This is a genomic window from Streptomyces sp. NPDC003720, assembly GCF_042875075.1.
Classification (GTDB): domain Bacteria; phylum Actinomycetota; class Actinomycetes; order Streptomycetales; family Streptomycetaceae; genus Streptomyces.
Window position 1 is genome coordinate 193,812 of record NZ_JBIANZ010000004.1, and the last position, 22,489, is coordinate 216,300.

Below are 22,489 nucleotides of genomic sequence, written 5' to 3' on the forward strand. Positions count from 1 at the left end.
CTTCCTTTCCGGGGCCTTAGCTCAGTTGGTAGAGCGCCGTCTTTGCATGGCGGATGTCAGGGGTTCGACTCCCCTAGGCTCCACCTGGAAAAGCCCTCCGAACTGCGGGAACGCAGCTCCGGAGGGCTTCTTTGTCTCTTGGGGGCGGTCCGTCTCACCGGCCGTTTCACGTGAAACAGCTGTGGGGCGGACGACTCGACGGTCGTCCGCCCCACAGCTGTCTCCGGGCAGGTGGAGTGCCCCCGCCTCAGTCCTTGTCGTCGCGGTCGGTGGCCTCGTCCTCGGCCTGCTTCGCCTGGACCTCCGGGTCCAGCACCGCGGAACCGCTGCCGTCCACCGAGCCCAGGCCGGACTCCGGCACCTCGGTCGCCGCGGGCGGCTCCACCAGCCAGTCGGGGTTGGCCTGCTTGTCCCACCACTTCCAGGCCGCGAACGCACCCCCCGCGACCAGGCCGACGAGCGCGAACACCTTCATGGCACGGCCGGCCCGGCAGCGCCGCTCGTTCCTGCGCGCGAGCTTCCGGATGTCCTCGGCCGTCACCTGGCCGCGCAGGGCGGCCAGAGCGGCGGCGCCCCGCGTGGCGGCCTCGTCGGCCACCGGCGCGGCCACGGCCACGGCCTGCTCGATCCTCGGACGCGAGTACTCGGCCGCCTGCCGGGCGGCCTTGCGAGTGCGGACGGCGGCCTCGTGTGCGGCCATGTCCACCTTCGGCGGCACATGCGCACGGGCCTGCTCCAGACGTGGGGCGAGCCGGGCGTCGTACTGCTCGCGGGCCTGTTCGGCGGCCTGCGACACCACGGGCGCCAGCCGTACGCGTGCCTCTTGCGCGTAATACGCGGCACGCTCCTTGGCCGTGTCGGCGTAGGGCGCCACCACTTCCGCGGCGTGCAGCACGCTGTCCTTCGCCGAGCCGGTCGCGGCGCGCACGCTGTCAATGCGGGTCACGGGTTCCTCCTCCTCGGTGGCGTACGGTAATTCGACTTTCCACCCTTTTACGGATCATGCCTCCCGGGAGCCGGTGCGGCATGCGAGGGCGGGCATATGGGTGCAACAGGGGCTTGTCGTCGACACTGCCACGAATCGTCGCCGAGCGCTCCCTCTCCGCGGAACTCGGCACGCCGGGCGCCGCCCGATCCACGCCGTGCGAGGATCGGGGGGTTACACGAGGACAACGGAAGGCACACCGTGGCCGAGCAGCTCTACGCCACCCTGAAGACCAACCACGGCGACATCGAGGTACGGCTGTTCCCGAACCACGCGCCGAAGACCGTCAGGAACTTCGTCGAACTCGCACAGGGCGAGCGTGAGTGGACCCACCCGGGCACCGGCGCCGTGACCACGGACCGGCTCTACGACGGCACGGTCTTCCACCGGGTGATCAGCGGCTTCATGATCCAGGGCGGCGACCCGCTGGGCAGCGGCATCGGCGGTCCCGGTTACGAGTTCGAGGACGAGTTCCACCCGGACCTGTCCTTCAACAAGCCGTACCTGCTCGCCATGGCCAACGCCGGCCCGGGCACCAACGGCTCGCAGTTCTTCATCACGGTCTCCCCGACGACCTGGCTGAACCGCAAGCACACCATCTTCGGCGAGGTCAGCGACCCGGCCGGCCAGAAGGTGGTGGACGCCATCGCCGCCGTGCCCACGACCAAGCCGAACGACCGGCCGGTCAACGACGTCGTCATCGAGTCGGTCGTCATCGAGAAGCGCACGAGCTGATCGCGGGCGCGCTCGCGCCCCGGGCCGCCGCAGGGAACCAAACGCCCCGCTCGTCCGTATGGAAGAGCGGGGCGGGGTAGTTGCCGGGGGAAGGCCCACGACCAGCAAGGGGTGCTCATGGACCACGCCGCAGACCGCACGCACGACGCCCGGAGCGTGCCCGTGTGCTACCGGCACCCGGACCGCGAGACCGGCGTGCACTGCACCCGCTGCGAGCGCCCCATCTGCCCCGAGTGCATGGTCAGCGCCTCGGTCGGCTTCCAGTGCCCCGAATGCGTCCGCTCCGGCACCGGACACTCCCCGGCCGCCTCCCGCCCGCGCACGGTCGCGGGGGGCACGGTGACGGCGGATCCCCGGCTGGTCACCAAGATCCTCATCGCGATCAACATCGCCGTGTTCATCGCGGTGCGGGCCGAGAGCTCGCTGGTGGACCACCTGGTCCTCGTCGGCGAGTGGCCCCCGAAGCCCTACCAGCCGACGATGGGTGTCGCCGAGGGCGAGTACTACCGCTTCCTGAGCTCGATGTTCACCCACCAGGAGATCTGGCACATCGCGTTCAACATGCTCAGCCTGTGGTGGATCGGCGGACCGCTCGAGGCGGCTCTCGGCCGGGCCCGCTACCTGGCGCTGTACTTCGTCTCCGGGCTGGCCGGAGGCGCCCTGACGTACCTGCTCGAAGGGCCTTCCACGGCCTCGCTCGGCGCCTCGGGCGCGATCTTCGGGCTCTTCGGGGCCACGGCGGTGCTGATGCGCCGGCTCAACTACGACATGCGCCCGGTCATCGCCCTGCTGGTGATCAACCTGATCATCACCTTCGGCTGGGGCGGTATCGCCTGGCAGGCCCACATCGGCGGCCTGGTCGCCGGCGTCGTCACGGGCTACGCCATGGTGCACGCCCCGCGTGAGCGGCGGTCGCTGATCCAGTACGGCACCTGTGCGCTCGTACTGGTCGCGGTCGTGGTCATGGTGCTGGTCAGAACCGCTCAGCTCACCTGACGTCGAACCGTTGTCCACAGTGTGTGGCGAATCTTGTGCATACTGTGCGGGCACAGCTGCGCCCCCTGCCGCTCGGATGTGTTTCCGCAGGTGAGACAGGGGGCGAACGGTTGTCCAGGGGCCGGTAGGGCAGTCACACCGGCGTCAACGCCCGATGGGTTATCCACAGATCGTAGTCTTTTCCCCAGGAGGGTGTGGACGACGTTGCAATCCTGTGGATAACTCAGTGAACAGCCGTGGGCAGAGCCGGTCGGGACCGGTCTACTTCCACTGGGTGGAGACGCCGAAGCCGGCGGCGATGAAGCCGAATCCGACCACGATGTTCCAGTTGTCCAGGCTGTCGATCGGCAGCGAGCCGTCCGTGACGTAGAAGACGACGATCCAGGCCAGGCCGATGAGGAACATGGCCAGCATGACCGGCGCGACCCAGGCGCGGTTGGTGAGCTTGATGGCCTGCCCCTGCTTCGCGGGCGGGGGCGTGTAGTCGGCCTTCTTGCGGATACGTGACTTCGGCACGAGGGTCTCTCCTGTCGATGCGCTGCGTGGCCGCGCAGGTAACTGGGTCGGTCCGGGGCAGCGTACAAGGGGACGCTTAGCGCTCCCCCGGGCGTCCGTTAGCGTAGTGCTTCCGCGGCGCCGAAGGAGATAAGGGTACGTTGAGCAATTCTGCCGACTCCCCCGGGACGGGATCAACGGGTTCCGGGCCCGTTCGTTCGTCGCGCCTGCGTCCGGCGCGGATTCTCACGGTGGCCGTGTTCGCGCTGGCCGGTCTGATCTTCTTCACCAGCTTCAACACGGCCAAGGGCACCGACATCCGGCAGGACGCCTCGCTGCTCAAGCTGTCCGACCTGATCCAGGAGCGCAGCCACAAGAACAAGCAGCTCGACGAGTCGAACGCGGCCCTGCGGGACAACGTGGAGTCGCTCGCCGAGGGCGACGACGGCAGCACCAGGGCGCAGGACGAGAAGCTGAGCGGTCTGGAGAAGAGCGCGGGCACCCAGCAGGTCAAGGGCAGCGCGATCACCGTCACCCTCAACGACGCCCCGCCGAACGCCACCGCCAAGCTCCCCGGCTACCCCGAGCCGCAGCCCGACTACCTGGTCATCCACCAGCAGGACCTGCAGGCCGTGGTGAACGCGCTGTGGCAGGGCGGGGCCAAGGGCATCAAGGTCATGGACCAGCGGCTGATCTCCACCAGCGCGGTGCGCTGCGTCGGCAACACCCTGATCCTCCAGGGCCGCGTCTACTCGCCGCCGTACAAGATCACCGCGGTGGGCGACCCGGAGCGGCTGCAGCAGTCGCTCGCCGCGAGCAAGGCGATCCAGACGTACATGGTGTACGTGAACGTCTACGGCCTCGGCTGGAAGGTCACCGAGGACGGGACGGCGACGCTGCCGGGCTACTCGGGCACCGTGGACCTGCACTACGCGAAACCGGTGCAGTAGCCACCCACCCGCGGGGCCGGCGGCGCGCGGTCCCGCGGAACCGCCGCGGCCGGCGTTGAGGCGATCGGCCCCCTGTCACGTACGTCCGGGTACACACGTCCGGACGGGTCCCCCGCGCTGACCACGCAGCCCGCCGAGTCAGGCCGACCAAGGGCTGCACGCCGTTAGTCTGGTGCCGTACGGCGTGGGTTACCGGTGCCGTGGCGAGACGGGAAGGGACGGCATGTACGGCTGGATCTGGCGGCATCTGCCGGGGAACGTGTGGGTGAAGGCGACGGTCTCGCTCGTCCTGGTCCTGGCCGTGGTCTACGTCCTGTTCCAGTACGTCTTCCCCTGGGCCGAACCGCTGCTGCCCTTCAACGATGTGACGGTGGACAACCAGTGAGCGCGCGGATTCTCGTCGTCGACAACTACGACAGCTTCGTCTTCAACCTGGTCCAGTACCTGTACCAGCTGGGCGCCGAGTGCGAGGTGCTGCGCAACGACGAGGTGTCGACCGCGCACGCCCAGGACGGCTTCGACGGCGTGCTGCTGTCGCCGGGACCGGGCACGCCGGAGCAGGCGGGCGTGTGCGTGGAGATGGTCCGGCACTGCGCGGCGACCGGCGTCCCCGTCTTCGGGGTGTGCCTCGGCATGCAGTCGATGCAGGTCGCGTACGGCGGTGTGGTGGACCGGGCGCCCGAGCTGCTGCACGGCAAGACCTCGCTGGTGGAGCACGGCGGCCGGGGCGTCTTCGCCGGGCTGCCCTCGCCGTTCACGGCGACCCGCTACCACTCGCTGGCCGCGGAGCCCTCGACCGTCCCGGACGAGCTGGAGGTCACCGCCCGTACCCACGACGGCATCGTCATGGGGCTGCGGCACCGTGAACTCCCGGTGGAGGGCGTGCAGTTCCATCCCGAGTCGGTGCTGACCGAGCACGGACACCGGATGCTGGCCAACTGGCTGGTGGAGTGCGGCGACGAGGGCGCGGTGGCGAGGTCGGCGGGGCTCGCCCCGGTGGTGGGCAGGGCCACGGCGTGACCGCGCTGCGCCCGGAGCGCGAGACCGATGCCTCGTACGGGGATCAGTCGTACGGGGCTTCCGGTGCGCTTGGGGACTGGCAGGCCGCGGGGCCGGCGCCGGGGGAGCCGTACCGGGCCGCCCTGGACGACGAGACGATGGCGCTGCGGCTCCCCGACCCGGTGCAGGGGCCCGGGAGCGGGGCCGCACGCGCCTCTGGAGCCTCTTCCGCCTCCTCCGTTCCCGGAACCCCGCCGGGTGGCCGCGCGGCCCGCAGGAAGGCCGCCAAGCGGCGCGGCGGGCGCCACGGCGGAGCGCACCGGGAAGCCGCGGCCCCGGAGCCGGAGACCGGGCGGCCGCTGTCCCGGGTCGAGGCCCGGCGGCAGGCGCGGCTGCGCAAGGCGAGTCCGGGTGTCATCGCGAGCCGGGCGATCGGCGAGGTGTTCATCACCACCGGCGTGCTGATGCTGCTGTTCGTCACCTACCAGCTCTGGTGGACGAACGTCCGCGCGCACGCGCAGGCGGGCAGCGAGACGCACCAGCTGCAGGACGACTGGGCGAGCGGCAAGCGGGCCCCGGGGGTGTTCGAGCCGGGCCAGGGCTTCGCGATACTCCACATCCCCAAGCTGGACGTGGTCGCGCCGATCGCCGAGGGCGTCAGCAACAAGAAGGTGCTCGACAAGGGGATGGTCGGGCACTACGGCGAGGCCCCGCTGAAGACGGCGATGCCGGACGCCAAGACGGGCAACTTCGGCCTGGCGGCGCACCGCAACACCCACGGTGAGCCGTTCCGGTACATCAACCGGCTGACGCCGGGTGACCCGGTCGTGGTCGAGACGCAGGACGAGTACTTCGTGTACAAGGTGACCTCGACGCTGCCGGTGACACCGCCGTCCAACACCAGCGTCCTGAACCCGGTGCCCAAGGGCTCGGGCTTCACCGGGCCGGGCCGCTACATCACCCTGACCACCTGTACGCCGGAGTTCACCAGCAAGTACCGGCTGATCGTCTGGGGCAAGATGGTCGAGGAACGCCCGCGCAGCAAGGGCAAGCCGGACGCGCTCATCGAGTAGGGGCAACAACACTGTGGCAGCCACCGCCGACGACACCGAAGACCACACGGACGCGTCCGGCGCGACGCCCGACCCGGGCCGCCGCGGCCCCGGCCGGGTCGCGCTGGCGGTCAGCTTCTTCGGGGAACTGCTCATCACCGCGGGCCTGGTGATGGGACTGTTCGTCGTCTACTCCCTGTGGTGGACGAACGTCATAGCGGACCGCAGGGCGGACCGGCAGGCCGACCGGGTCCGCGACCACTGGGCCCGGTCCGCCGACACCGGTCCCGGCGCCCTGGACACCAAGGACGGCATCGGCTTCCTGCACGTACCCGCGATGCGCAACGGCGCGGTGCTGGTGGAGAAGGGCACCGACGAGGACGTCCTCGACGACGGCGTGGCCGGCTACTACACGGACCCCTTCAAGGCCGTGCTGCCCACCACCGGGAAGAAGGGCAACTTCACCCTCGCCGCTCACCGGGACGGCCACGGCGCGAAGTTCCACAACATCGACAAGCTGAAGGAAGGCGACCCGATCGTCTTCGAGACGAAGGACGACTGGTACGTCTACAAGGTCTACTCGATCCTCCCGGAGACCTCGAAGTACAACGTCAAGGTCCTCTCCCAGGTCCCCGAGGAGTCCGGCAGGAAGAAGCCGGGCCGCTACATCACCCTGACGACCTGCACGCCCGTGTACACCTCGCGCTACCGGTACGTGGTGTGGGGCGAACTGGTCCGCGTGGACAAGGTCGACAGCGGGCGGACGCCGCCGGCGGAGCTGCGCTGAGGCGCTCACCCCGACCGGCGCACTCGCCGGCAACGCGCGGCGCCCGGCCGGGAGTTCCCAGCCGGGCGCCTGCGTGAACCGCTGCGGACCGGTCCGTCGACTGTGTGCCGGCTAGCCTCCGACGCCGCCGAAGATGTTCGGGCCGCCGTTGTTGCCGTTCTGGGCCACGGTGAACAGGGTCACCGTGTCGCCCTTGTTCACGGGGCTGCCCGGCGTCGGGTTGGACGTGAGGACCCGGGCGTTGTCGTCCTGCGAGCCGCCCTGGACGGCCACCTGGAGCCCGAGGTCCTCGAGCATCTTCCGGGCGTCCTTGAGGCTCCGGTTCTGCACCTGCGGAACCTGGACCTGCTGGTTCTGCACCTTGCCGACGTTGATCGTCACCGGGGTGTTCTTGGCGACCTCGCTGCCCGCCTGCGGGTTGGTCGAGAGGACCTTGCCGTCGTCGTCCGGGTTGTCGGTGGGGGTGTCGTTGCAGGTCGCGTTCGGGGCCAGGCCCTTGGACTGCAGCTCGGCCCTGGCCTCGTCACAGGTCTTCCCGGTGACGTCCGGGACCGCGACCTTCTCCTCGGCCTTCGCGACCGTGAGGACGATGGTGGAGCCCTTCTGCCGGCTGGTGCCGCCGTCCGGGTCCTGCTTGGTGACCACGTTGGGCGTCTGGCTGGACACCTCGGTCTTCTTCTCGACCTCGAAGCCCTTCTTCCGCAGCTGGGCCTCGGCCTGGTCGTACTGGATGCCGAGCACGTCGGGGACGGTGACCTTGGGCGCGCCGGTGGACACCACCAGCTTGATGGTGTCGCCCTTCTTGACGTCCGAGCCCTCCGTCGGGTTCTGCTCGCAGACGTTGCCCTTCGGCTGGTTTGCGCAGGGCTTGCGGGTGGGGGGCGCCAGCTTCAGGCCGCGGTTCTCGGCCATCTTCTGGGCCGTGCCGTAGCTGTTGCCGACGAAGTTCGGGGCGCCGAACGTGTCGCCCTCGCCGTCGTGCGAGCTGAACACGTACTGGCCGATCAGGATCGCGCCGATCAGCACCAGGATGCCCGCGACCACGAGGAGGATCGTCGAGGAGTTGTTCTTCTTCTGCTGGCGGCGGCGGTCCGGGCGCTCGTCGTAGCCGTAGCCGCCGTCGTCGGGGCTCATCGGCGGGAGCATGGTGGTCGCCCCGCCGCCCGCGTCCGAGCGCAGCGCGGTCGTCGGCCGGTCGTCGGGGTAGCCGCCGTAGCCCGCCGCGCCCACGGCGCCCATCGCGGCCGTGGCGGCGACCGGCTGGCCGTCGAGGCAGGCCTCGATGTCGGCGCGCATCTCGTCGGCCGACTGGTAGCGGTAGTTCGGGTCCTTGACCAGGGCCTTCAGGACGATGGCGTCCATCTCGGGCGTGATCTCGGGGTCGAAGACCGAGGGGGCCTGCGGCTCCTCGCGGACGTGCTGGTAGGCCACGGCCACCGGTGAGTCGCCGACGAAGGGCGGGCGGACCGTCAGCAGCTCGTAGAGGAGGCAGCCCGTCGAATAGAGGTCCGAGCGGGCGTCGACCTGCTCGCCCTTGGCCTGCTCCGGGGAGAGGTACTGGGCCGTGCCGATGACGGCCGCGGTCTGGGTCATGGTCATGCCGGAGTCGCCCATGGCACGGGCGATGCCGAAGTCCATGACCTTGACCTGGCCGTTGCGGGTCAGCATGACGTTGGCCGGCTTGATGTCGCGGTGGACGATGCCGGCCCGGTGCGAGTACTCCAGGGCCTGGAGGATGCCGATGGTCATCTCCAGCGTCCGCTCCGGCAGCAGCTTGCGGCCGGAGTGGAGGAGCTCACGGAGCGTGGAGCCGTCGACGTACTCCATGACGATGTACGGGATCGAGACCCCGTCGATGTAGTCCTCGCCCGTGTCGTAGACCGCGACGATCGCGGGATGGTTGAGCGAGGCGGCCGACTGGGCCTCCCGGCGGAACCGGGCCTGGAAGGACGGGTCGCGCGCGAGGTCCGCGCGCAGCGTCTTCACCGCCACGGTGCGGCCGAGACGGGTGTCATGCGCGAGGTAGACCTCCGCCATGCCACCACGACCGAGCACCTGGCCCAGCTCGTACCGGCCGCCGAGGCGACGCGGCTCTTCCATAGCTACCTACCAGCCCTCTCCGTCGGTCTCGGCCGCGCACATGTCGTGTGCGGCCGGAGGCTGCCGTCCGGGCCTACCGTACCCGGCTCGCTCCGTGTGCCCTGGCCAAGCCCGGAACCCGATACAGGACCGGTATCGCAACGTGCAACGATGTGAAGGGGACGTGAGCGGGTTCACTTCTTGGAGTCGATGACCGCCTCCATGACGCTCTTCGCGATCGGCGCGGCCAGGCCGCCGCCGGAGATGTCGTCACGGTTGGCGTTCTCGTCCTCGACCACCACGGCCACGGCGACCGGCGAGCTGTTGTCGCTGAGCTTGGCGTACGAGATGAACCACGCGTACGGGTTCGCGCTGTTCGCCACGCCGTGCTGGGCGGTGCCGGTCTTGCCGCCGACGGTCACCCCGCCGCCGATCTGCGCCCTCTGGCCCGTGCCGCTCTTGACGACCGTCTCCATCATGGACTGCAGGATCTGCGCGTTCTCCGGGGACAGCGGCCGGCTCAGCTCCTCGGGGTCGGTCTTGGCGACCGGGTCGAGGTTGGAGGACTGCAGCTGGTCGACCATGTACGGCTTCATCAGCTTGCCGTCGTTGGCGACGGCCGAGGCGACCATGGCCATCTGCAGCGGGGTGGCGGCGGTGTTGTACTGGCCGATGGAGGACAGCGCGGTCTGCGACGGGTTCATGTCGTCGGAGAACACCGAGGCGCTGGAGCGGACCGGGGTGAACTGCTCGGCGTCGAAGCCGAACTTCTTCGCCTCCTCCAGCATCTTGTCGTTGCCGAGGTCGGCGCCGATCTTGCCGAAGACGGTGTTGCAGGACACCCGCAGCGCCTCGCGCATGTTGGCGTCCTTGCAGGGGATGTTGCCCTCGTTCTTCAGCTCGGTGGTGGTGCCCTTCATGATGTAGGGCAGCGGGGAGTCGGTCTTCTCGTCGGCCGACTTGTACAGGCCGTTCTCCAGCGCGGCCGCCGCGGTGACCACCTTGAAGGTGGAGCCCGGCGGGTAGGTCTCGCGCAGCGCCCGGTTGAGCGCCGGGTCGGACGGGTCGTTCTTCTTGAGGATCTTGTTCCAGGCCTTGGAGTCCTTGTCCGTGTTGCCCGCGAAGCTCGACGGGTCGTACGAGGGGTAGGACGCCAGGGCGAGGATCTTGCCGGTGGAGGGCTCGAGGGCCACCACGGCGCCCTTGCCGCCCTGGGACTTCAGGCCGCCGTACGCGGCCTTCTGCGCGGCGGCGTTGAGCGTGGTGACGACGTTGCCGCCCTGCTGGTCCTTGCCGGTGATCATGTCGAGCGTCTTGCGGAAGAAGAGCCGGTCGTCGTTGCCGGTGAGGATGCCGTCCTCGATGCTCTCCAGCTGGGTGGCGCCGAACGCCTGCGAGGAGTATCCGGTGACGGGGGCCCACATGGGCCCGTCCTTGTAGGTGCGCTTGTACTTGAAGTCGCCGCTCTTGGACTCGACCGACCCGGTTATGGGGTCGCCGTCGACGACGATGTCGCCCCGCGGATTGGCGTACCGCTCGATGGCGACCCGGCGGTTGGCCGTGTCGGTGCGCAGCTGGTCGGCCTTGACGTACTGGAGCCAGTTGTCGCGGATCAGCAGGGCCAGGACGAGCAGGCCGCAGAAGATCGCGATCCGGCGCAGGGGCTTGTTCATGACGGGCGGACCACCTGGGTCATCTCGGCGTCGGGGTTGGCGGCGGGTGCGGGTGCCGGGCGGCGCGCGGTGTCGCTGATCCGGATGAGGATGCCGATCAGGGCCCAGTTGGCGATCACGGAGGAACCGCCGTAGGCGAGGAACGGCATCGTCATACCGGTCAGCGGGATGAGGCCCATGACACCGCCGGCCACGACGAACACCTGGAGCGCGAAGGCGCCGGACAGGCCGATGGCGAGCAGCTTGCCGAACGGGTCGCGGGCGGCGAGCGCGGTGCGCACGCCGCGCTCCACGATCAGGCCGTAGACGAGGAGGATGGCCATGACGCCGGCCAGGCCCAGCTCCTCGCCGAAGGTGGCGAGGACGAAGTCGGAGTTGGCGGCGAAGCGGATCAGCTCGGAGTGGCCCTGGCCCCATCCGGTGCCCAGGGTGCCGCCGGAGCCGAAGGCCCACAGGGCCTGCTGGAGCTGCTCGGAGTGGACCTTGCCGTCGTGGACGCCGGAGCGGCTGGCCAGGTACTCGTGCATGGGGTTGAGCCACGCCTGCACACGGGTCTGGATGTGCGGTTCGAAGCTGGCCACACCGACGGCGCCGAGAGCGGACATCAGCAGGCCGAAGACGATCCAGCTGGTCCGCTCGGTGGCGACGTACAGCATGATCACGAACATGCCGAAGAACAGCAGCGAGGTGCCGAGGTCGGTCTCGAAGACGAGGATGAGGATCGAGATCGCCCAGACGACGAGGATCGGGCCGAGGTCGCGGCCGCGAGGCAGGTACATGCCCATGACGCGGCGGCTGGCCAGGGCCAGCGCGTCACGCTTGACCATCAGGTAGCCGGCGAAGAACACGGCCAGGACGATCTTGGCGAACTCGCCGGGCTGGATGGTGAAGCTGCCGACCTTGATCCAGATCTTGGCGCCGTAGGTGAGGTCGGCGCCCAGGCCCGGTACCAGCGGGAGCAGCAGCAGCACCAGCGCCGCCGCCATGGAGATGTACGTGTAGCGCTGCAGCGTGCGGTGGTCCTTGAGGAAGATCAGCACGGCGACGAACAGCCCGATGCCCAGCGCGGTGTAGATGAGCTGGTTGGTCGCCTTGCCACCGGCGACGCCGATGCTCTGCAGCAGCTTCGACTGGTCCAGCCGCCAGATGACCACCAGCCCCAGCCCGTTCAGCAGCGTCGCCAGGGGCAGCAGCAGCGGGTCGGCGTAGGCGGCGAACTTGCGCACCACGAGGTGGGCGATGCCGGCCAGCAGGCCGAGGCCCAGGCCGTAGCCGAGCAGGCCGGCCGGGACCGAACCGTCGATGGCCAGGCCCACGTTGGCGTAGGCGAACACCGGGATGACCACCGCGAAGACCAGCAGGGCCAGTTCGGTGTTGCGGCGGCTCGGTGCGCCGATGGCGCCGATCGTGGACGTGTGGTGCGTCGGTGTGTTCGAAGTGCTGCTCATCGTGTGACAGGGCCTCTCACGGCGTGCTTACTGCTTGCCGCACTGATCGACGACCTTCTGCTCATTCTCGGAGAGGCTCGGGCCGGGACTGGGCTTGGCGGTCGGGGACTTCGAGGGGGACGACGGGGACTTCGACGACGCCGACGGATTCGGCGTGGGTGATGCCTTGGACGTGAAGGAGGCCGGGGTGGTTCCCGTGGTGCCTCCGGCCTCGCCCTCGCCGGTCTTGGCGTTCTTCTCCGTCTCGGCGGCCGCGCGCTCCGCCTGCTTGCGGCACGCGGAGGCCTGCACGGACAGGGCGTCGATCTTGGCCCGGGCCTGGTCCAGGCCACCCGCCGTGATCGTGTTCTTGACCTGCTTCTGCTGGTAGGGCGGCAGGTACTTGAGTTCGATCTCGGGGTGGTCCTTCTCGACCTTGGACAGCGACACCCAGGCCAGGTCCTGGCTGATGCCGCGGTACAGGGCGACGTGCTCGCCGTTGGTGCCGACGTAGTACTGGGTCTGCGTCCAGCGGTAGCCGCCGTACAGGCCGCCGCCGATCACGGCGAGGGCGAGGACGCTGTAGAACGATCTCTTCAGCCACCTGCGGTTCTTGCGCGGCTTGGTGAAGTCCTCGTCGCCGTAGTCCCCGTATCCGTCGGTGGGGACGTAGCCGGTGGTGTCGCCGGAGCCGGGCGGGCCGAACTCGCCGCCGCCCCCGGGGTGGCCCTGGCGGCCCAGGTGGGAGGCGCGGCCGGCCGGGGTCTGCATGATGCCGTTGTCGTGCAGGTGGTGCTGGTTCTCCGCGACGGCGCCGACCACGACCGGGGTGTCGGACAGCTGCCCGGCGAGGGTGTCGCCGGTGTCCAGGTCGAGCACGTCGGCGATGATCACGGTGATGTTGTCCGGGCCGCCGCCGCGCAGCGCGAGCTGGATCAGCTCCTGCACGGTCTCCTGCGGGCCCTGGTAGCTGGCGAGGGTCTCCTCCATCGTCTGGTGGGAGACGACGCCGGACAGACCGTCGGAGCAGATCAGGTAGCGGTCGCCGGCCCGGACCTCGCGGATGGACAGGTCGGGCTCGACGTGGTCGCCGCTGCCGAGGGCGCGCATCAGCAGGGAGCGCTGCGGGTGGGTGGTGGCCTCTTCCTCGGTGATGCGGCCTTCGTCGACGAGCCGCTGCACCCAGGTGTGGTCCTGGGTGATCTGGGACAGCACGCCGTCGCGCAGCAGGTACGCGCGCGAGTCGCCGACGTGCACCAGGCCGAGCCGCTGCCCGGTCCACAGCAGGGCGGTGAGCGTGGTGCCCATGCCCTCGAGCTGCGGGTCCTCCTCGACCATGGAGCGCAGCTGGTCGTTGGCGCGCTGCACGGCGTGGCCGAGAGAGGTGAGGATGTCGGAGCCGGGGACGTCGTCGTCGAGCGTGACCAGGGTGGAGATGACCTCGGAGGAGGCGACCTCGCCGGCCGCCTGGCCGCCCATGCCGTCGGCGATCGCGAGCAGGCGGGGACCGGCGTAACCGGAGTCCTCGTTGCCCTCCCGGATCATGCCCTTGTGCGATCCGGCGGCGAAGCGCAGTGACAGACTCATGCGCACCTCGCCCGTCGGCTCCGGGTACAGCCGGTCGTGTCGAGCCACACTGCCCACCCTCCGGTCGGGAGCGCGCCGCAGACCGGGGTGCGGCCTGCCGCTGCGTGCTCGCTCCGCTCGCGCTCACTCATGACGTAGCACTACTTCCGCAGCTCGATGACGGTTTTGCCGATGCGGATCGGCGCGCCCAGCGGGATCGGCGTGGGAGTCGTCAGCCGGGACCGGTCCAGGTAGGTGCCGTTGGTGGAGCCGAGATCCTCGACGATCCACTGGCCGTCGCGGTCCGGGTAGATCCTGGCATGGCGGCTGGAGGCGTAGTCGTCGTCCAGCACGATCGTGGAGTCGTGCGCCCGGCCCAGGGTGATGGTCTGGCCCTGCAGCGCGACCGTGGTGCCGGTGAGGGTGCCCTCGGACACGACCAGCTTGGTGGGGGCGTTGCGGCCGCGGCGGCCGCCGCCCTGCTGGCCGCGCTGCTGCGGGGGCGCGGACTGCTGCCGGGCGGCCTGCTGCGGCCGTGCCGCCTCCCTGCGCGCTCCGCGCTGGGTGACGCGTGTGCCGAACAGGTCACTACGGATGACCTGCACGGCCACGATCACGAACAGCCACAGTACGGCCAGGAAACCCAGCCGCATGACCGTGAGGGTCAGCTCTGACATTGCCCCCGCTTCACCCTTCGGCTTGCCGGTAAATGATGGTGGTGCTGCCCACGACGATCCGCGAGCCGTCGCGGAGCGTAGCGCGGGTGGTGTGCTGCCCGTCCACCACGATGCCGTTGGTGGAGCCGAGATCCTGGATCGTCGAGGGCGTTCCGGTCCGGATCTCACAGTGCCGGCGGGAGACGCCGGGGTCGTCGATCCGCACGTCGGCCTCGGTGCTGCGGCCCAGCACCAGGGTCGGGCGGGAGATCTGATGGCGGGTGCCGTTGATCTCGATCCAGTAGCGGGTGCGTCCGCCGGCCATGGGCGCGGCCGCGGGCCGCTGGGTGGCGGGCTGCGGGTATCCGTAGCCGCCGGGGCGGGTGCCGGGCGGCGGTGCGGACGGCATGGGGGGCGCTGCGGCGGGAGCGGCGGGCGGGTAGCCGTATCCGCCGCCCTGGGCGGGGCCGGGTCCGGGGCGGCCGGCGGGCGGCGCGGGGGGCGCCTGCTGGCTGCTGGAGGAGGCCAGGGTGCGGCTGCGCACCCGGTACAGGCCGGTGTCCAGGTCGTCGGCCTTCTCCAGGTTGACCTTGATCGGGCCCATGAAGGTGTAGCGCTGCTGCTTGGCGTAGTCGCGCACCATCCCGGCCAGTTCGTCGCCGAGCTGCCCGGAGTAGGGGCTGAGGCGCTCGTGGTCGGGCGCGCTCAGCTCCACGATGAAGTCGTTGGGGACGACCGTGCGGTCCCGGTTCCAGATGGTCGCGTTGTTGTCGCACTCCCGCTGGAGCGCGCCGGCGATCTCCACGGGCTGGACCTCGGACTTGAAGACCTTGGCGAAGGTGCCGTTGACCAGACCTTCGAGACGCTGCTCGAACTTCTTCAGGACTCCCATGGGGCACCTCCTCCGTCGCTGCCGTCGTGCCTTGCCCTGCTCTGTGCCTGCTGCGGGCCGCCGTGCCGCCCGTACTGCTCACTGATCGTATCTACGCGTCCTGCATTCAGCCGGTTCCCCGAGCGGCTCCCCTTCGAACTCCTGCAGACAGGATCGTAGAGGCGGGCAAGGACCAGTGTCCCGCACCCGGCTGTGGACCCGGGCCTCCTCATGGAGAGATGACCGGGACCGGTACGAGGTTGATACGTGAACAGGCTCTCCTCGATACGCGGCCGTCGCCTGGGCTCTCCCTACCCGGTCGGGCGGCAGGTAAGGGATGTGAATCCCACCCGTACGACGTGCTAATGTTCTGGATGTCGGAAGGCGCCGGGCCGCAAGGAACGGAGCCGGAGGACACACCCAATGCGCGGGTGGCGGAATAGGCAGACGCGCTGGATTCAGGTTCCAGTGCCCGCAAGGGCGTGGGGGTTCAACTCCCCCCTCGCGCACAGAGGAGCGTCCTCGGACCGCTCCGGTAGTACCGCTGGAACGGGCGGCATCGTGATGACGATGCCGCCCGTTCCGCGTTGCCCGGGAGGCTTCGCCGGTGGCCGGCGCAGGGGCGTCCGTCATCGGATGCCGTGGGCGGCCGTACGGTCCTTCCCGGCTCATGGTGTGTGAGGAAGCTCTCAGGGGGCGGGGCATGGCCGTTCGGGTGTGGGTCGTCGACGCGAGGACCGCCGACGAGGCGGAGGCGGCGCGGCTGTTGTCGGAGGCCGAGCTGGACCGGGCCGGGGAACTGGACGTGGCGTCGGTACGGCGGACGTTCGTGCTCTCGCGCGCCCTCCAGCGGACGCTGTGCAGCCGGTATTCGGGGGCGCCCGCCGCCGAGGTGGACATCACCCGGGCCTGCGCCCACTGCGCGCACCCCGGCCACGGCAAGCCCCGGTTCGCCGCGGCGCCGGAACTCGACTACTCCGTCTCGCACTCCGGGGACCTCGTGGCGATCGCCGCTTCCACGGACACCCGGGTGGGCCTGGACGTGGAGGCGGGCAGCCGGCACGTGGAGCCGGAGCGGATGATCCCGCTGCTGGCCACCGAGAGCGAGCGCACGGCGCTGGCCGGGCTGTCCGGGCAGGCGCTGCGCCGGGAGCTGTTCCGCCTCTGGGCGTGCAAGGAGGCCGTGGTGAAGCTCACCGGGCACGGACTGCTGGCGGTGCCTTTCACCGCGCTGGGCGTGGACGGCCCCGTCGTGCGGCTCACCGCCCCGCTGGACCACTGGCCCGACGAGGCGATCCGGCTGACCGGGCTGTCGCTGGACGAGGGGTACGTGTCGGCGCTCGCCACCACGGGGCCGCCGCCCGAGGTCGCCGTCGACCGGCTCGCGCGGGTGGCGGACCTGGCCTGGTGACGTGCCGGGCGGCGGCCGCCCGGCGTCGTCGTCGGCGACCGTGGTCAGTACGCGTCCCGTGCCGCGTGGAGCACCCGGACGTCTCGGTAGGCGCCGGCGGCGAAGCGGTGGGAGCGCAGCAGACCGGTTTCGGTGAAGCCGTGGGCGCGGTAGCCGGAGGTGTCGAGGGACTCCGGGACGAGAGCCACGAACGAGGTGCACCGCTGGTAGGTGTGCAGGAAGTCGAGCAGGGCGCCGAGGGCGTCCGGGTCGGCGGTGGTCGCGGCGACCTCGGCCTGCCGCGGCTGGTCGGGATTGACCCGGCAGCCGAGGACGGTGTCCGCGTAGCGGAAGGCGGCGGCCCCGCCGGCCAGCTCCCGGGCGAGCAGCGGCTCGTTCTGGGTGACCGGGTCGAGTCCCAGGAACCCGCGCCCGTCGTCCCCGGCCGCGGTCAGCGCGGCCGCGGCGGCGGACGGGGTCAGCAGTTCCAGCTCAGGCATCGACGACTCCCCACACCTGACGTTCGACGGGACGGCCCGCGAGCCACAGGGCCTGCGGGATCGTGGCCTCGTGCCGGAATCCGGCCGCTGCCAGGGCGGCGTCCGGCGGGTGCGCGGCGGGGGTGACGAGGCCGTGGAGGCGGTGCAGGCCGAGCACCCGGAACCCGTGGTCGACCGCGGCCGCCAGGAGCCGGGCCGGATCCTCCGGAACGGTGTGCAGGCCGGTCTCCAGGCGGGCGCGCCGGTGGATCCAGTCGATCTCCGCGAAGCGGACGTAGCCTGCGCCGGGTACGACGCACACCTCGCTGGTGTCGTCGGCGGGGGCCGCCACCATGGACGGCTCGGCCAGCGGCGGCCGGCCGGCGACCGGCAGCCCCAGCATCTCGCCGGGCAGCCAGTCTCCGGTCAGCAGGGTGCGGTCGGCCTCTCGGTAGCCTCTCAGCCTCATGACGCGGGTGCCCAGATCTGTGAGAAGAAGACGGTGCCGCACGGCTTGCCGTCGTGCAGGGTGACGTGGGCGAGCGTGCCCTCCTCGGTGAGGCCGGCGGCCCGGGCGGCGGCGAGGCCGCGGGCGTCGTGCTCCCCCACACGGACGGTCACCCGCACCAGTTCGCGGCGCCAGCGCAGCCCGTCCAGTACGGCCCGATAGGCCGCCGGCCACCAGTGGCCGGGCGCGCGGGCGTGCAGCCGCAGGTCGAGCTGGACATGTGATCCGTGCTCACTGCCCATGTCCTCCACGGCGTAGAGGCCGACCGGGACGGAGTCGGCCAGCAGGATGCGGGTGCCGTCGTCGAGGAGTCCGAGGAGCTCCCACTCGGCCCGGGTGTCGGGCTGGGCGGTGCGGAAGTGGAAGTCCGGCTCGGTGAAGAAAGCCAGGGCCGTCTCGCGGTCCGCCGCCCGTTCCGGGTCGTACGGGCGGGCGGACCAGTGGGGCGGGCCGGTGTCCGCGGGTGTGGTCATGGGTCCTTCCTCAGCCGTGCGGCCGCTGCCGCGTCACAGGTCGCGGGCGATCTGGAGTCGCTGGATGTTGCTCGTGCCGTCCATGAACTCGAAGGCGTACACATCGCGGCTCCACTTCTCCAGGAGCGGGTGGTCCAGCAGCGACGCCGGGCCCAGGGCCGTGGCGGCCCAGTGGGCGGTGGTCACGGCGAGGCGGGTGGCGTGCAGTTTGGCCATGGAGGGCGGGCGCTGGTCGTCGGGGTCGTGGTCGACCGAGGCCGCGGCCTCGTAGACCACCTGGCGCGCGGCGAGCAGCCGGGCCGTCATCACCTCGGCCGCGGTCAGGGCGGGCCGGTGCTCCCGCACGTACTCGGTGAGCGCCATGGCGGTGCCCAGGGCCAGTGCGGCGATGTGGACGCGCATGTAGTTGAAGGTGCGCATGACGCCCCACAGGCCGCGCTGGGACAGCCGCAGGTGGCTGCCGAGGACCATGTCCTCGGCCACGCGCACGCCGTCGAAGCTCAGTTCGCTGATGCGGGCGCCGCGCAGGCCGGTCATGTCGAGCGCGCGGCTGGTGAAGCCGTCGGCGGGGCAGTGGACGAGGACCGCGCGGATGGACAGCGGTGAGGGGCCGGTGCGGGCGAAGACGGCGCCGACGCTGCCGCGGGTGCCGTTGCTGATGTACCGCTTGGTGCCGTGCAGCCGGTATCCGCCGTCGGGGTCGCGTTCCAGACGGGTGCTCAGCCGGGTCGCGTCGCTGCCCAGGCCGGGTTCGGTCATGCCGAAGAAGGTCCAGGTGCGGCCGTCGCCGATGGTCTCGTAGAAGTGGTCCTGCTGGGCCTCGCTGCCGAGGGCGTCGACGACCGTGCCGGCCAGGGAGGGGCCGGGGGCCGCGGTGAGCATCGCGGCGTCGCCGCGGGCGAGTTCGACGGTGCCGACCACCCGGGCCAGGCAGGTCTCCGTGTCGTAGGCGTCCAGCGGGGTGGCCGCGAGCCGGCCGCGGTGGCGCTTGGGCGTGGTGGCGCTGCGGACGATGTCGAGGCCCGGCGCGTCCAGGTGGCCGTCGACGGCGGTGGGGTCGGCGTCCACGGACAGGGCGCGCGAGCGCAGGTCGGGGACGGCGTCCGCGAAGCAGTCGCGCATCGCGCGCAGGGCCGGGTCGAGATCGGTCATCGCGTGCCTTCCCTCACGACCCAGCAGTTGGCGGTGAGTTGGGAGACGTGCGCGCTGCGGCCGGGGCTGTCGGTGAGGAAGCCGCTGGCGCCGAGCAGCTTGGCCGCCTCCCAGTCGAGGCCGGTGATGCTGTCGTGCACGTCGGCGAGGGTCGCCACGCTGCTCTCGGTGACGCGCAGTTGGACGCCGAGTGCCTCCAGCGCGGTCAGCAGGTCGGCGACGGTGCCGAGCACCAGCTGCTTGCGGATGGTGGGTTCGCCGCCGGCCGTCCGGCCGGACAGGTGCTCCACGGCGTGCTCGGTGAGCCGCCGGGTGGCGCCCAGGCGGGCTGCGGCGAGGCGGGCGCCGAGGGCGACCAGCGTGCGCTCGGGGGCCGGGTCGCGGTCGGCGGGACGGACGAAGGCGATGCCCTCGTGTCCGGCGACCGGGTGCCGTACCACTTCGTCGTCGGGTCCCGTCCAGGCCGCCGGTACGGCGGCGACGGGCCCCGGCGCCGCGGCCGGGCCGAGTCCGTCGAGTGCCACGGCCAGTCCGGCGGCGAGTCCGTCGGTGTGGGCGGCCCGCTCGCATTCGGCGATCATGTCCGTCATTGGATCCTCCGGGACCCCTGCGATGTGCTCGGTGCTGGGAATGCGGCAGTGGCATGGCGCCGCCCCGGGGGGCGGCGCCATGCCACCGGGATCACGCGGCCTTGACGGCGGCCTTGACGGCGGCCTTGGTGGCAGCCTTCGTGGCGGCCTTGGTGGCGGCCTTGGTGGCGGCCTTCGTCGCAGCCTTGACAGCGGCCTTGGTAGCAGCCTTGGTCATGGGATTCACCTCCGTGAGAGTTATCAAAAATGCCCCCGCCTGCATTTCAGGGTTATGAGGGTGAATTAACGCCCGCTTGCCGGAAGTTGCTGCGGCGGCTGGTGCAATGAAGGCTGACGAATGCCCGCCGATGCTGTCAAGGAATTCCCGGGCGGCATCGCCTTGTGCTCGCTGACAGCTTTTGGCCGTCCTTTTGGTGACAGCGGACCGCGGTATTGGGGCGGCACCGGCTTCGCCCATCATCGAAAGTCGTTCCCACAGCGATCACGGAGGATCGAACGCCCATGGTGAAACAGGCGCGTCTGGGCCTCGGACAGCGGTACTTCTGGCTGCATCACCACCAGCTGCCGCCCACGGCCCGGCACGATACGCACATCGTGCTCGACCCGCCGCTGCCGGAGGGGATCGCGCCCGTCCGCGTCAGGACGGCCCTGAACTACCTGGTGCGCCGGCACGAGGCGCTGCGCACCACGTTCCCGTGCGACGCCGAGGGCCGGCCGGAGCAGCGGGTCCACCCGCCGGCCGCACTGCCGCTCCGGGAGGTCACCGTCGAGGACGACGGCACTCCCGGCCCGGCCGAGGCGGTCGCCGAGTGCACCCGGGCCGGGTTCGACCTGGCCGCCGACTGGCCGGTGCGGGCCTGCCTGGTCACGGCGGGCGGGGTGCCCCGGCGGCTGGTGCTGGTCCTGAACCACATCGCGTTCGACGACTGGAGCGTCGACACCTTCCTGCGGGAGCTGGACGCGCTGCTCGCCGGCGCCGTCGCGGGCCGCCCGGCGGCGCTGCCCCCGGTGGTGCGGCAGCCGGCCGACCTCGCCGCCCCCGAGCCGGACGCGACGGAGGCGGACCGGGCGCGGCTGGCGCCCTGGCGCGAGGAGATCGCCGCCCTGCCGCGGGATGCCTTCGCCGCCCGCCGCCGCCCGGCCGGGCGACCCGCCTCGAGCAGCGCGGCGCTCACCTCGCCCCGGCTGCTGCCCGCCTCCCGGGCGGTCGCCGCACGGTACCGGGTGTGGCCGTCGGCCGTGCACATGGCGGCCTTCGCGATGACCACCGCCGCCTGGACCGGCAGCCGCCGGGTGCCCTGCTGGCTGTTCACCAGCCACCGGGACAGCGCCGCCACCATGGACGTGCTGACCTGCATGTTCGCCCCGCTGCTGGTGTCCCTCGACCTGTCCGGGGACGATCCGGCGTTCTCGGAGGCCGTGCGGAGCGCCGCCGGCGCCGTGGAGCGGGCGAAGAACCTGCCCCAGGCGGCCTACGACGAGGTCCTGGAGCTGCTCGCGGCGGAGGGTTTCCGGCGCGGCGCGGAGGTCCGGGTCGAGACCGAGCTCAACTTCCTGAACTACGCCCCCCGTTCCTGCGGCACCCGGCGCACCCGGTTCACCCGGAACCCGGAGCCCGCCGCCTGGGCGCGGTCCGGATCCGACGCCTACTTCCGCATCCACGAGTGGTCCGACGGCGTCACCGTCGCCCTGCGGGCGGCCGAGGCGGTGCTGCCGGCCGGGGAGGCGGAGCGGTTCCTGCGCGGTTACGAGGAGCTGATCGTGGCCCACGCCGAGGAGGGCACGGACCGGCGGCTCGGGGAGGTCGCGCGGGACCTCGGCTTCCCCGCCGCGCCGGACGGCGCCCCGGCGCACGCCGCCGGCCCGGCCGTCGCCTGCGCGCCGGACGCCGAGGCGGCGCTGGTCGCGGCCGTCGTACGGGTCAACGGGCTGGCCGGGATCGACCCGGCGGACAGCTATGTCGCCGCCGGCGGCCGGCTGCTGCGGGCCCCCGGCGTACTGGAGGCGCTGCGGGCGGCCGGCTGGCAGGGACTCGGCGTGCGCGAACTCGGCGGCGTGCAGCCGCTGAGGGCGCTGGCCGGGCGGCTGACGGCGTTGTGACATCGACTGGCCAGGAAATAACTGCCACCGGCGGGCACGGGGAATTGGCCGGCGGGCGCACTAGCCTAGCCGGTGCAGGTTTTTCTCCGCTGCCGTGGACTGGAAAAGCGCGCGGCCGTGAGTGCGCGCCGTAATTCGCCGGTCCCGGGCAGGGAAATCCGTCCGTGCCTTTTCCCGTGCCATTGACGGATCCCGTGCGCACGCAGCACCTGTATTCCACCAGTCAGCCCAGCCACGCGGAGGACGTGCCATGGAGCAGCAGAAGGTCGCCGAGCACATCAGGATCTCGCTGGAGGCGGTGCTCGGCCGCGAGGTCGGCGAACTGACGCCGGAGACCCGGCTGTTCGAGGAGCTCGCCCTGGATTCGACGAGCGTCCTGGAGCTCCTGATGAGCCTGGAGGACACGGTCGGCCTGGAGATCGACCCGGACGAGCTGGACGCCGACGTGTTCCGGTCCTTCGGGAGTCTGTCCGACTATGTGACGAACCAGCTGCGGAAAGCGGCGGCGTGACCGGCGGCGCACCGC

At 71.0% G+C, this 22,489-nt stretch carries 23 protein-coding genes, 2 tRNA genes and 1 pseudogene; 12 read left to right on the top strand and 14 right to left on the bottom strand.

The features are described from left to right. The first annotated feature begins 10 nt into the window (after nucleotides 1–10). Nucleotides 11–83 (top strand) — tRNA-Ala (locus ACFYU0_RS12715). 164 nt (nucleotides 84–247) lie between these two features. On the opposite strand, the gene ACFYU0_RS12720 is transcribed toward ACFYU0_RS12715, so the two are convergent. After that, nucleotides 248–946, bottom strand: a complete 699-nt coding sequence (locus ACFYU0_RS12720; RefSeq protein WP_389300253.1) for a DUF5324 family protein — start codon at nucleotides 944–946, stop codon at nucleotides 248–250. A 240-nt stretch (nucleotides 947–1,186) separates the two neighbouring features. Here ACFYU0_RS12720 and ACFYU0_RS12725 point away from each other — a divergent pair, with 240 nt between their 5' ends. Both ACFYU0_RS12725 and ACFYU0_RS12730 read left to right on the top strand, forming a co-directional pair. Continuing rightward, nucleotides 1,187–1,720: a peptidylprolyl isomerase gene (locus ACFYU0_RS12725; protein ID WP_389300256.1), complete on the top strand. Its 534-nt coding sequence runs from the start codon at nucleotides 1,187–1,189 to the stop codon at nucleotides 1,718–1,720. A 117-nt stretch (nucleotides 1,721–1,837) separates the two neighbouring features. After that, complete coding sequence (locus ACFYU0_RS12730) at nucleotides 1,838–2,716, top strand: rhomboid family intramembrane serine protease (protein ID WP_389300259.1); 879 nt, start codon at nucleotides 1,838–1,840, stop codon at nucleotides 2,714–2,716. Nucleotides 2,717–2,977: 261 nt separating this feature from the next. Here the strand turns inward: ACFYU0_RS12730 and crgA are convergent, their stop codons facing one another. Beyond that, nucleotides 2,978–3,232, bottom strand: a complete 255-nt coding sequence (gene crgA / locus ACFYU0_RS12735; RefSeq protein ID WP_143630171.1) for a cell division protein CrgA — start codon at nucleotides 3,230–3,232, stop codon at nucleotides 2,978–2,980. Between the two features lie 140 nt (nucleotides 3,233–3,372). Between crgA and ACFYU0_RS12740 the strand changes: the two genes are divergently transcribed. The 5 genes and pseudogenes from ACFYU0_RS12740 (at nucleotide 3,373) to ACFYU0_RS12760 (ending at nucleotide 6,999) form a co-directional block, all read left to right on the top strand. Beyond that, nucleotides 3,373–4,161, top strand: coding sequence for a DUF881 domain-containing protein (locus tag ACFYU0_RS12740; RefSeq protein WP_351661829.1), 789 nt, complete (start codon nucleotides 3,373–3,375; stop codon nucleotides 4,159–4,161). Nucleotides 4,162–4,356: 195 nt separating this feature from the next. Next, nucleotides 4,357–4,546, top strand: a pseudogene (locus ACFYU0_RS12745) (hypothetical protein). Next, on the top strand, nucleotides 4,543–5,181 hold the full coding sequence (locus ACFYU0_RS12750) for an aminodeoxychorismate/anthranilate synthase component II (RefSeq protein ID WP_351661834.1): 639 nt from the start codon (nucleotides 4,543–4,545) through the stop codon (nucleotides 5,179–5,181). Before ACFYU0_RS12745 ends, ACFYU0_RS12750 begins: the two are co-directional and overlap by 4 nt. Next, nucleotides 5,178–6,233: a class E sortase gene (locus ACFYU0_RS12755; RefSeq protein ID WP_351661837.1), complete on the top strand. Its 1,056-nt coding sequence runs from the start codon at nucleotides 5,178–5,180 to the stop codon at nucleotides 6,231–6,233. Before ACFYU0_RS12750 ends, ACFYU0_RS12755 begins: the two co-directional genes overlap by 4 nt. A gap of 13 nt (nucleotides 6,234–6,246) precedes the next feature. Further along, complete coding sequence (locus ACFYU0_RS12760; RefSeq protein ID WP_351661840.1) at nucleotides 6,247–6,999, top strand: class E sortase; 753 nt, start codon at nucleotides 6,247–6,249, stop codon at nucleotides 6,997–6,999. Between the two features lie 111 nt (nucleotides 7,000–7,110). On the opposite strand, the gene pknB is transcribed toward ACFYU0_RS12760, so the two are convergent. The 6 genes from pknB to ACFYU0_RS12790 form a co-directional block, all read right to left on the bottom strand. Beyond that, nucleotides 7,111–9,099, bottom strand: coding sequence for a Stk1 family PASTA domain-containing Ser/Thr kinase (pknB, locus tag ACFYU0_RS12765; RefSeq protein ID WP_389300264.1), 1,989 nt, complete (start codon nucleotides 9,097–9,099; stop codon nucleotides 7,111–7,113). 173 nt (nucleotides 9,100–9,272) lie between these two features. Then, nucleotides 9,273–10,751 carry a penicillin-binding transpeptidase domain-containing protein gene (locus tag ACFYU0_RS12770; protein WP_389300267.1) on the bottom strand — a complete coding sequence of 493 codons (1,479 nt, stop codon included), beginning with the start codon at nucleotides 10,749–10,751 and terminating at the stop codon, nucleotides 9,273–9,275. Further along, a complete protein-coding gene (locus ACFYU0_RS12775) occupies nucleotides 10,748–12,199 on the bottom strand; it encodes an FtsW/RodA/SpoVE family cell cycle protein (RefSeq protein ID WP_351661847.1) in 1,452 nt (483 codons plus the stop codon). Before ACFYU0_RS12775 ends, ACFYU0_RS12770 begins: the two co-directional genes overlap by 4 nt. Before the next feature lie 27 nt (nucleotides 12,200–12,226). Then, nucleotides 12,227–13,813: a Stp1/IreP family PP2C-type Ser/Thr phosphatase gene (locus ACFYU0_RS12780; RefSeq protein WP_389300269.1), complete on the bottom strand. Its 1,587-nt coding sequence runs from the start codon at nucleotides 13,811–13,813 to the stop codon at nucleotides 12,227–12,229. A 92-nt stretch (nucleotides 13,814–13,905) separates the two neighbouring features. Beyond that, nucleotides 13,906–14,421, bottom strand: a complete 516-nt coding sequence (locus ACFYU0_RS12785; protein ID WP_061922349.1) for an FHA domain-containing protein — start codon at nucleotides 14,419–14,421, stop codon at nucleotides 13,906–13,908. A 10-nt stretch (nucleotides 14,422–14,431) separates the two neighbouring features. Beyond that, the gene (locus ACFYU0_RS12790) at nucleotides 14,432–15,292 is read right to left on the bottom strand and encodes a DUF3662 and FHA domain-containing protein (protein WP_351661854.1); all 861 of its coding nucleotides are present in this window, start codon (nucleotides 15,290–15,292) and stop codon (nucleotides 14,432–14,434) included. 404 nt (nucleotides 15,293–15,696) lie between these two features. Between ACFYU0_RS12790 and ACFYU0_RS12795 the strand changes: the two genes are divergently transcribed. Beyond that, nucleotides 15,697–15,780: transfer RNA gene (locus tag ACFYU0_RS12795), tRNA-Leu, on the top strand. 194 nt (nucleotides 15,781–15,974) lie between these two features. Then, on the top strand, nucleotides 15,975–16,682 hold the full coding sequence (locus ACFYU0_RS12800) for a 4'-phosphopantetheinyl transferase family protein (RefSeq protein ID WP_389300272.1): 708 nt from the start codon (nucleotides 15,975–15,977) through the stop codon (nucleotides 16,680–16,682). Nucleotides 16,683–16,726: 44 nt separating this feature from the next. Here ACFYU0_RS12800 and ACFYU0_RS12805 read toward each other — a convergent pair whose 3' ends face one another. The 6 genes from ACFYU0_RS12805 to ACFYU0_RS12830 form a co-directional block, all read right to left on the bottom strand. Then, entirely contained in the window at nucleotides 16,727–17,161 is a 435-nt protein-coding gene (locus ACFYU0_RS12805; protein ID WP_351661858.1) for a hypothetical protein, read from the bottom strand. After that, nucleotides 17,154–17,609, bottom strand: coding sequence for a GNAT family protein (locus tag ACFYU0_RS12810; RefSeq protein WP_351661861.1), 456 nt, complete (start codon nucleotides 17,607–17,609; stop codon nucleotides 17,154–17,156). Before ACFYU0_RS12810 ends, ACFYU0_RS12805 begins: the two co-directional genes overlap by 8 nt. After that, the gene (locus tag ACFYU0_RS12815) at nucleotides 17,606–18,121 is read right to left on the bottom strand and encodes a hypothetical protein (RefSeq protein ID WP_351661864.1); all 516 of its coding nucleotides are present in this window, start codon (nucleotides 18,119–18,121) and stop codon (nucleotides 17,606–17,608) included. The genes ACFYU0_RS12810 and ACFYU0_RS12815 overlap by 4 nt, the downstream gene beginning before the upstream one ends. A gap of 33 nt (nucleotides 18,122–18,154) precedes the next feature. Beyond that, nucleotides 18,155–19,273, bottom strand: a complete 1,119-nt coding sequence (locus ACFYU0_RS12820; RefSeq protein ID WP_389300275.1) for an acyl-CoA dehydrogenase family protein — start codon at nucleotides 19,271–19,273, stop codon at nucleotides 18,155–18,157. Continuing rightward, a complete protein-coding gene (locus tag ACFYU0_RS12825; RefSeq protein WP_389300278.1) occupies nucleotides 19,270–19,863 on the bottom strand; it encodes an acyl-CoA dehydrogenase family protein in 594 nt (197 codons plus the stop codon). The genes ACFYU0_RS12820 and ACFYU0_RS12825 overlap by 4 nt, the downstream gene beginning before the upstream one ends. Before the next feature lie 91 nt (nucleotides 19,864–19,954). Then, on the bottom strand, nucleotides 19,955–20,080 hold the full coding sequence (locus ACFYU0_RS12830) for a hypothetical protein (protein ID WP_351661873.1): 126 nt from the start codon (nucleotides 20,078–20,080) through the stop codon (nucleotides 19,955–19,957). A 284-nt stretch (nucleotides 20,081–20,364) separates the two neighbouring features. Between ACFYU0_RS12830 and ACFYU0_RS12835 the strand changes: the two genes are divergently transcribed. Together ACFYU0_RS12835 and ACFYU0_RS12840 are read left to right on the top strand one after the other, a co-directional pair. Next, nucleotides 20,365–21,963, top strand: a complete 1,599-nt coding sequence (locus ACFYU0_RS12835; RefSeq protein ID WP_389300282.1) for a condensation domain-containing protein — start codon at nucleotides 20,365–20,367, stop codon at nucleotides 21,961–21,963. Between the two features lie 250 nt (nucleotides 21,964–22,213). Then, nucleotides 22,214–22,474, top strand: coding sequence for an acyl carrier protein (locus ACFYU0_RS12840; protein ID WP_389300285.1), 261 nt, complete (start codon nucleotides 22,214–22,216; stop codon nucleotides 22,472–22,474). Nucleotides 22,475–22,489: the final 15 nt, after the last annotated feature.

Bases quoted from the DNA above. Each gene is read 5' to 3' on its own strand.
- ACFYU0_RS12730 (WP_389300259.1), top strand. From the start codon at position 1,838: ATGGACCACGCCGCAGACCGCACGCACGACGCCCGGAGCGTGCCCGTG.
- pknB (WP_389300264.1), bottom strand. From the start codon at position 9,099: ATGGAAGAGCCGCGTCGCCTCGGCGGCCGGTACGAGCTGGGCCAGGTG.
- ACFYU0_RS12770 (WP_389300267.1), bottom strand. From the start codon at position 10,751: ATGAACAAGCCCCTGCGCCGGATCGCGATCTTCTGCGGCCTGCTCGTC.
- ACFYU0_RS12775 (WP_351661847.1), bottom strand. From the start codon at position 12,199: ATGAGCAGCACTTCGAACACACCGACGCACCACACGTCCACGATCGGC.
- ACFYU0_RS12785 (WP_061922349.1), bottom strand. From the start codon at position 14,421: ATGTCAGAGCTGACCCTCACGGTCATGCGGCTGGGTTTCCTGGCCGTA.
- ACFYU0_RS12790 (WP_351661854.1), bottom strand. From the start codon at position 15,292: ATGGGAGTCCTGAAGAAGTTCGAGCAGCGTCTCGAAGGTCTGGTCAAC.
- ACFYU0_RS12800 (WP_389300272.1), top strand. From the start codon at position 15,975: ATGGCCGTTCGGGTGTGGGTCGTCGACGCGAGGACCGCCGACGAGGCG.
- ACFYU0_RS12805 (WP_351661858.1), bottom strand. From the start codon at position 17,161: ATGCCTGAGCTGGAACTGCTGACCCCGTCCGCCGCCGCGGCCGCGCTG.
- ACFYU0_RS12810 (WP_351661861.1), bottom strand. From the start codon at position 17,609: ATGAGGCTGAGAGGCTACCGAGAGGCCGACCGCACCCTGCTGACCGGA.
- ACFYU0_RS12815 (WP_351661864.1), bottom strand. From the start codon at position 18,121: ATGACCACACCCGCGGACACCGGCCCGCCCCACTGGTCCGCCCGCCCG.
- ACFYU0_RS12820 (WP_389300275.1), bottom strand. From the start codon at position 19,273: ATGACCGATCTCGACCCGGCCCTGCGCGCGATGCGCGACTGCTTCGCG.
- ACFYU0_RS12825 (WP_389300278.1), bottom strand. From the start codon at position 19,863: ATGACGGACATGATCGCCGAATGCGAGCGGGCCGCCCACACCGACGGA.
- ACFYU0_RS12830 (WP_351661873.1), bottom strand. From the start codon at position 20,080: ATGACCAAGGCTGCTACCAAGGCCGCTGTCAAGGCTGCGACGAAGGCC.
- ACFYU0_RS12835 (WP_389300282.1), top strand. From the start codon at position 20,365: ATGGTGAAACAGGCGCGTCTGGGCCTCGGACAGCGGTACTTCTGGCTG.
- ACFYU0_RS12840 (WP_389300285.1), top strand. From the start codon at position 22,214: ATGGAGCAGCAGAAGGTCGCCGAGCACATCAGGATCTCGCTGGAGGCG.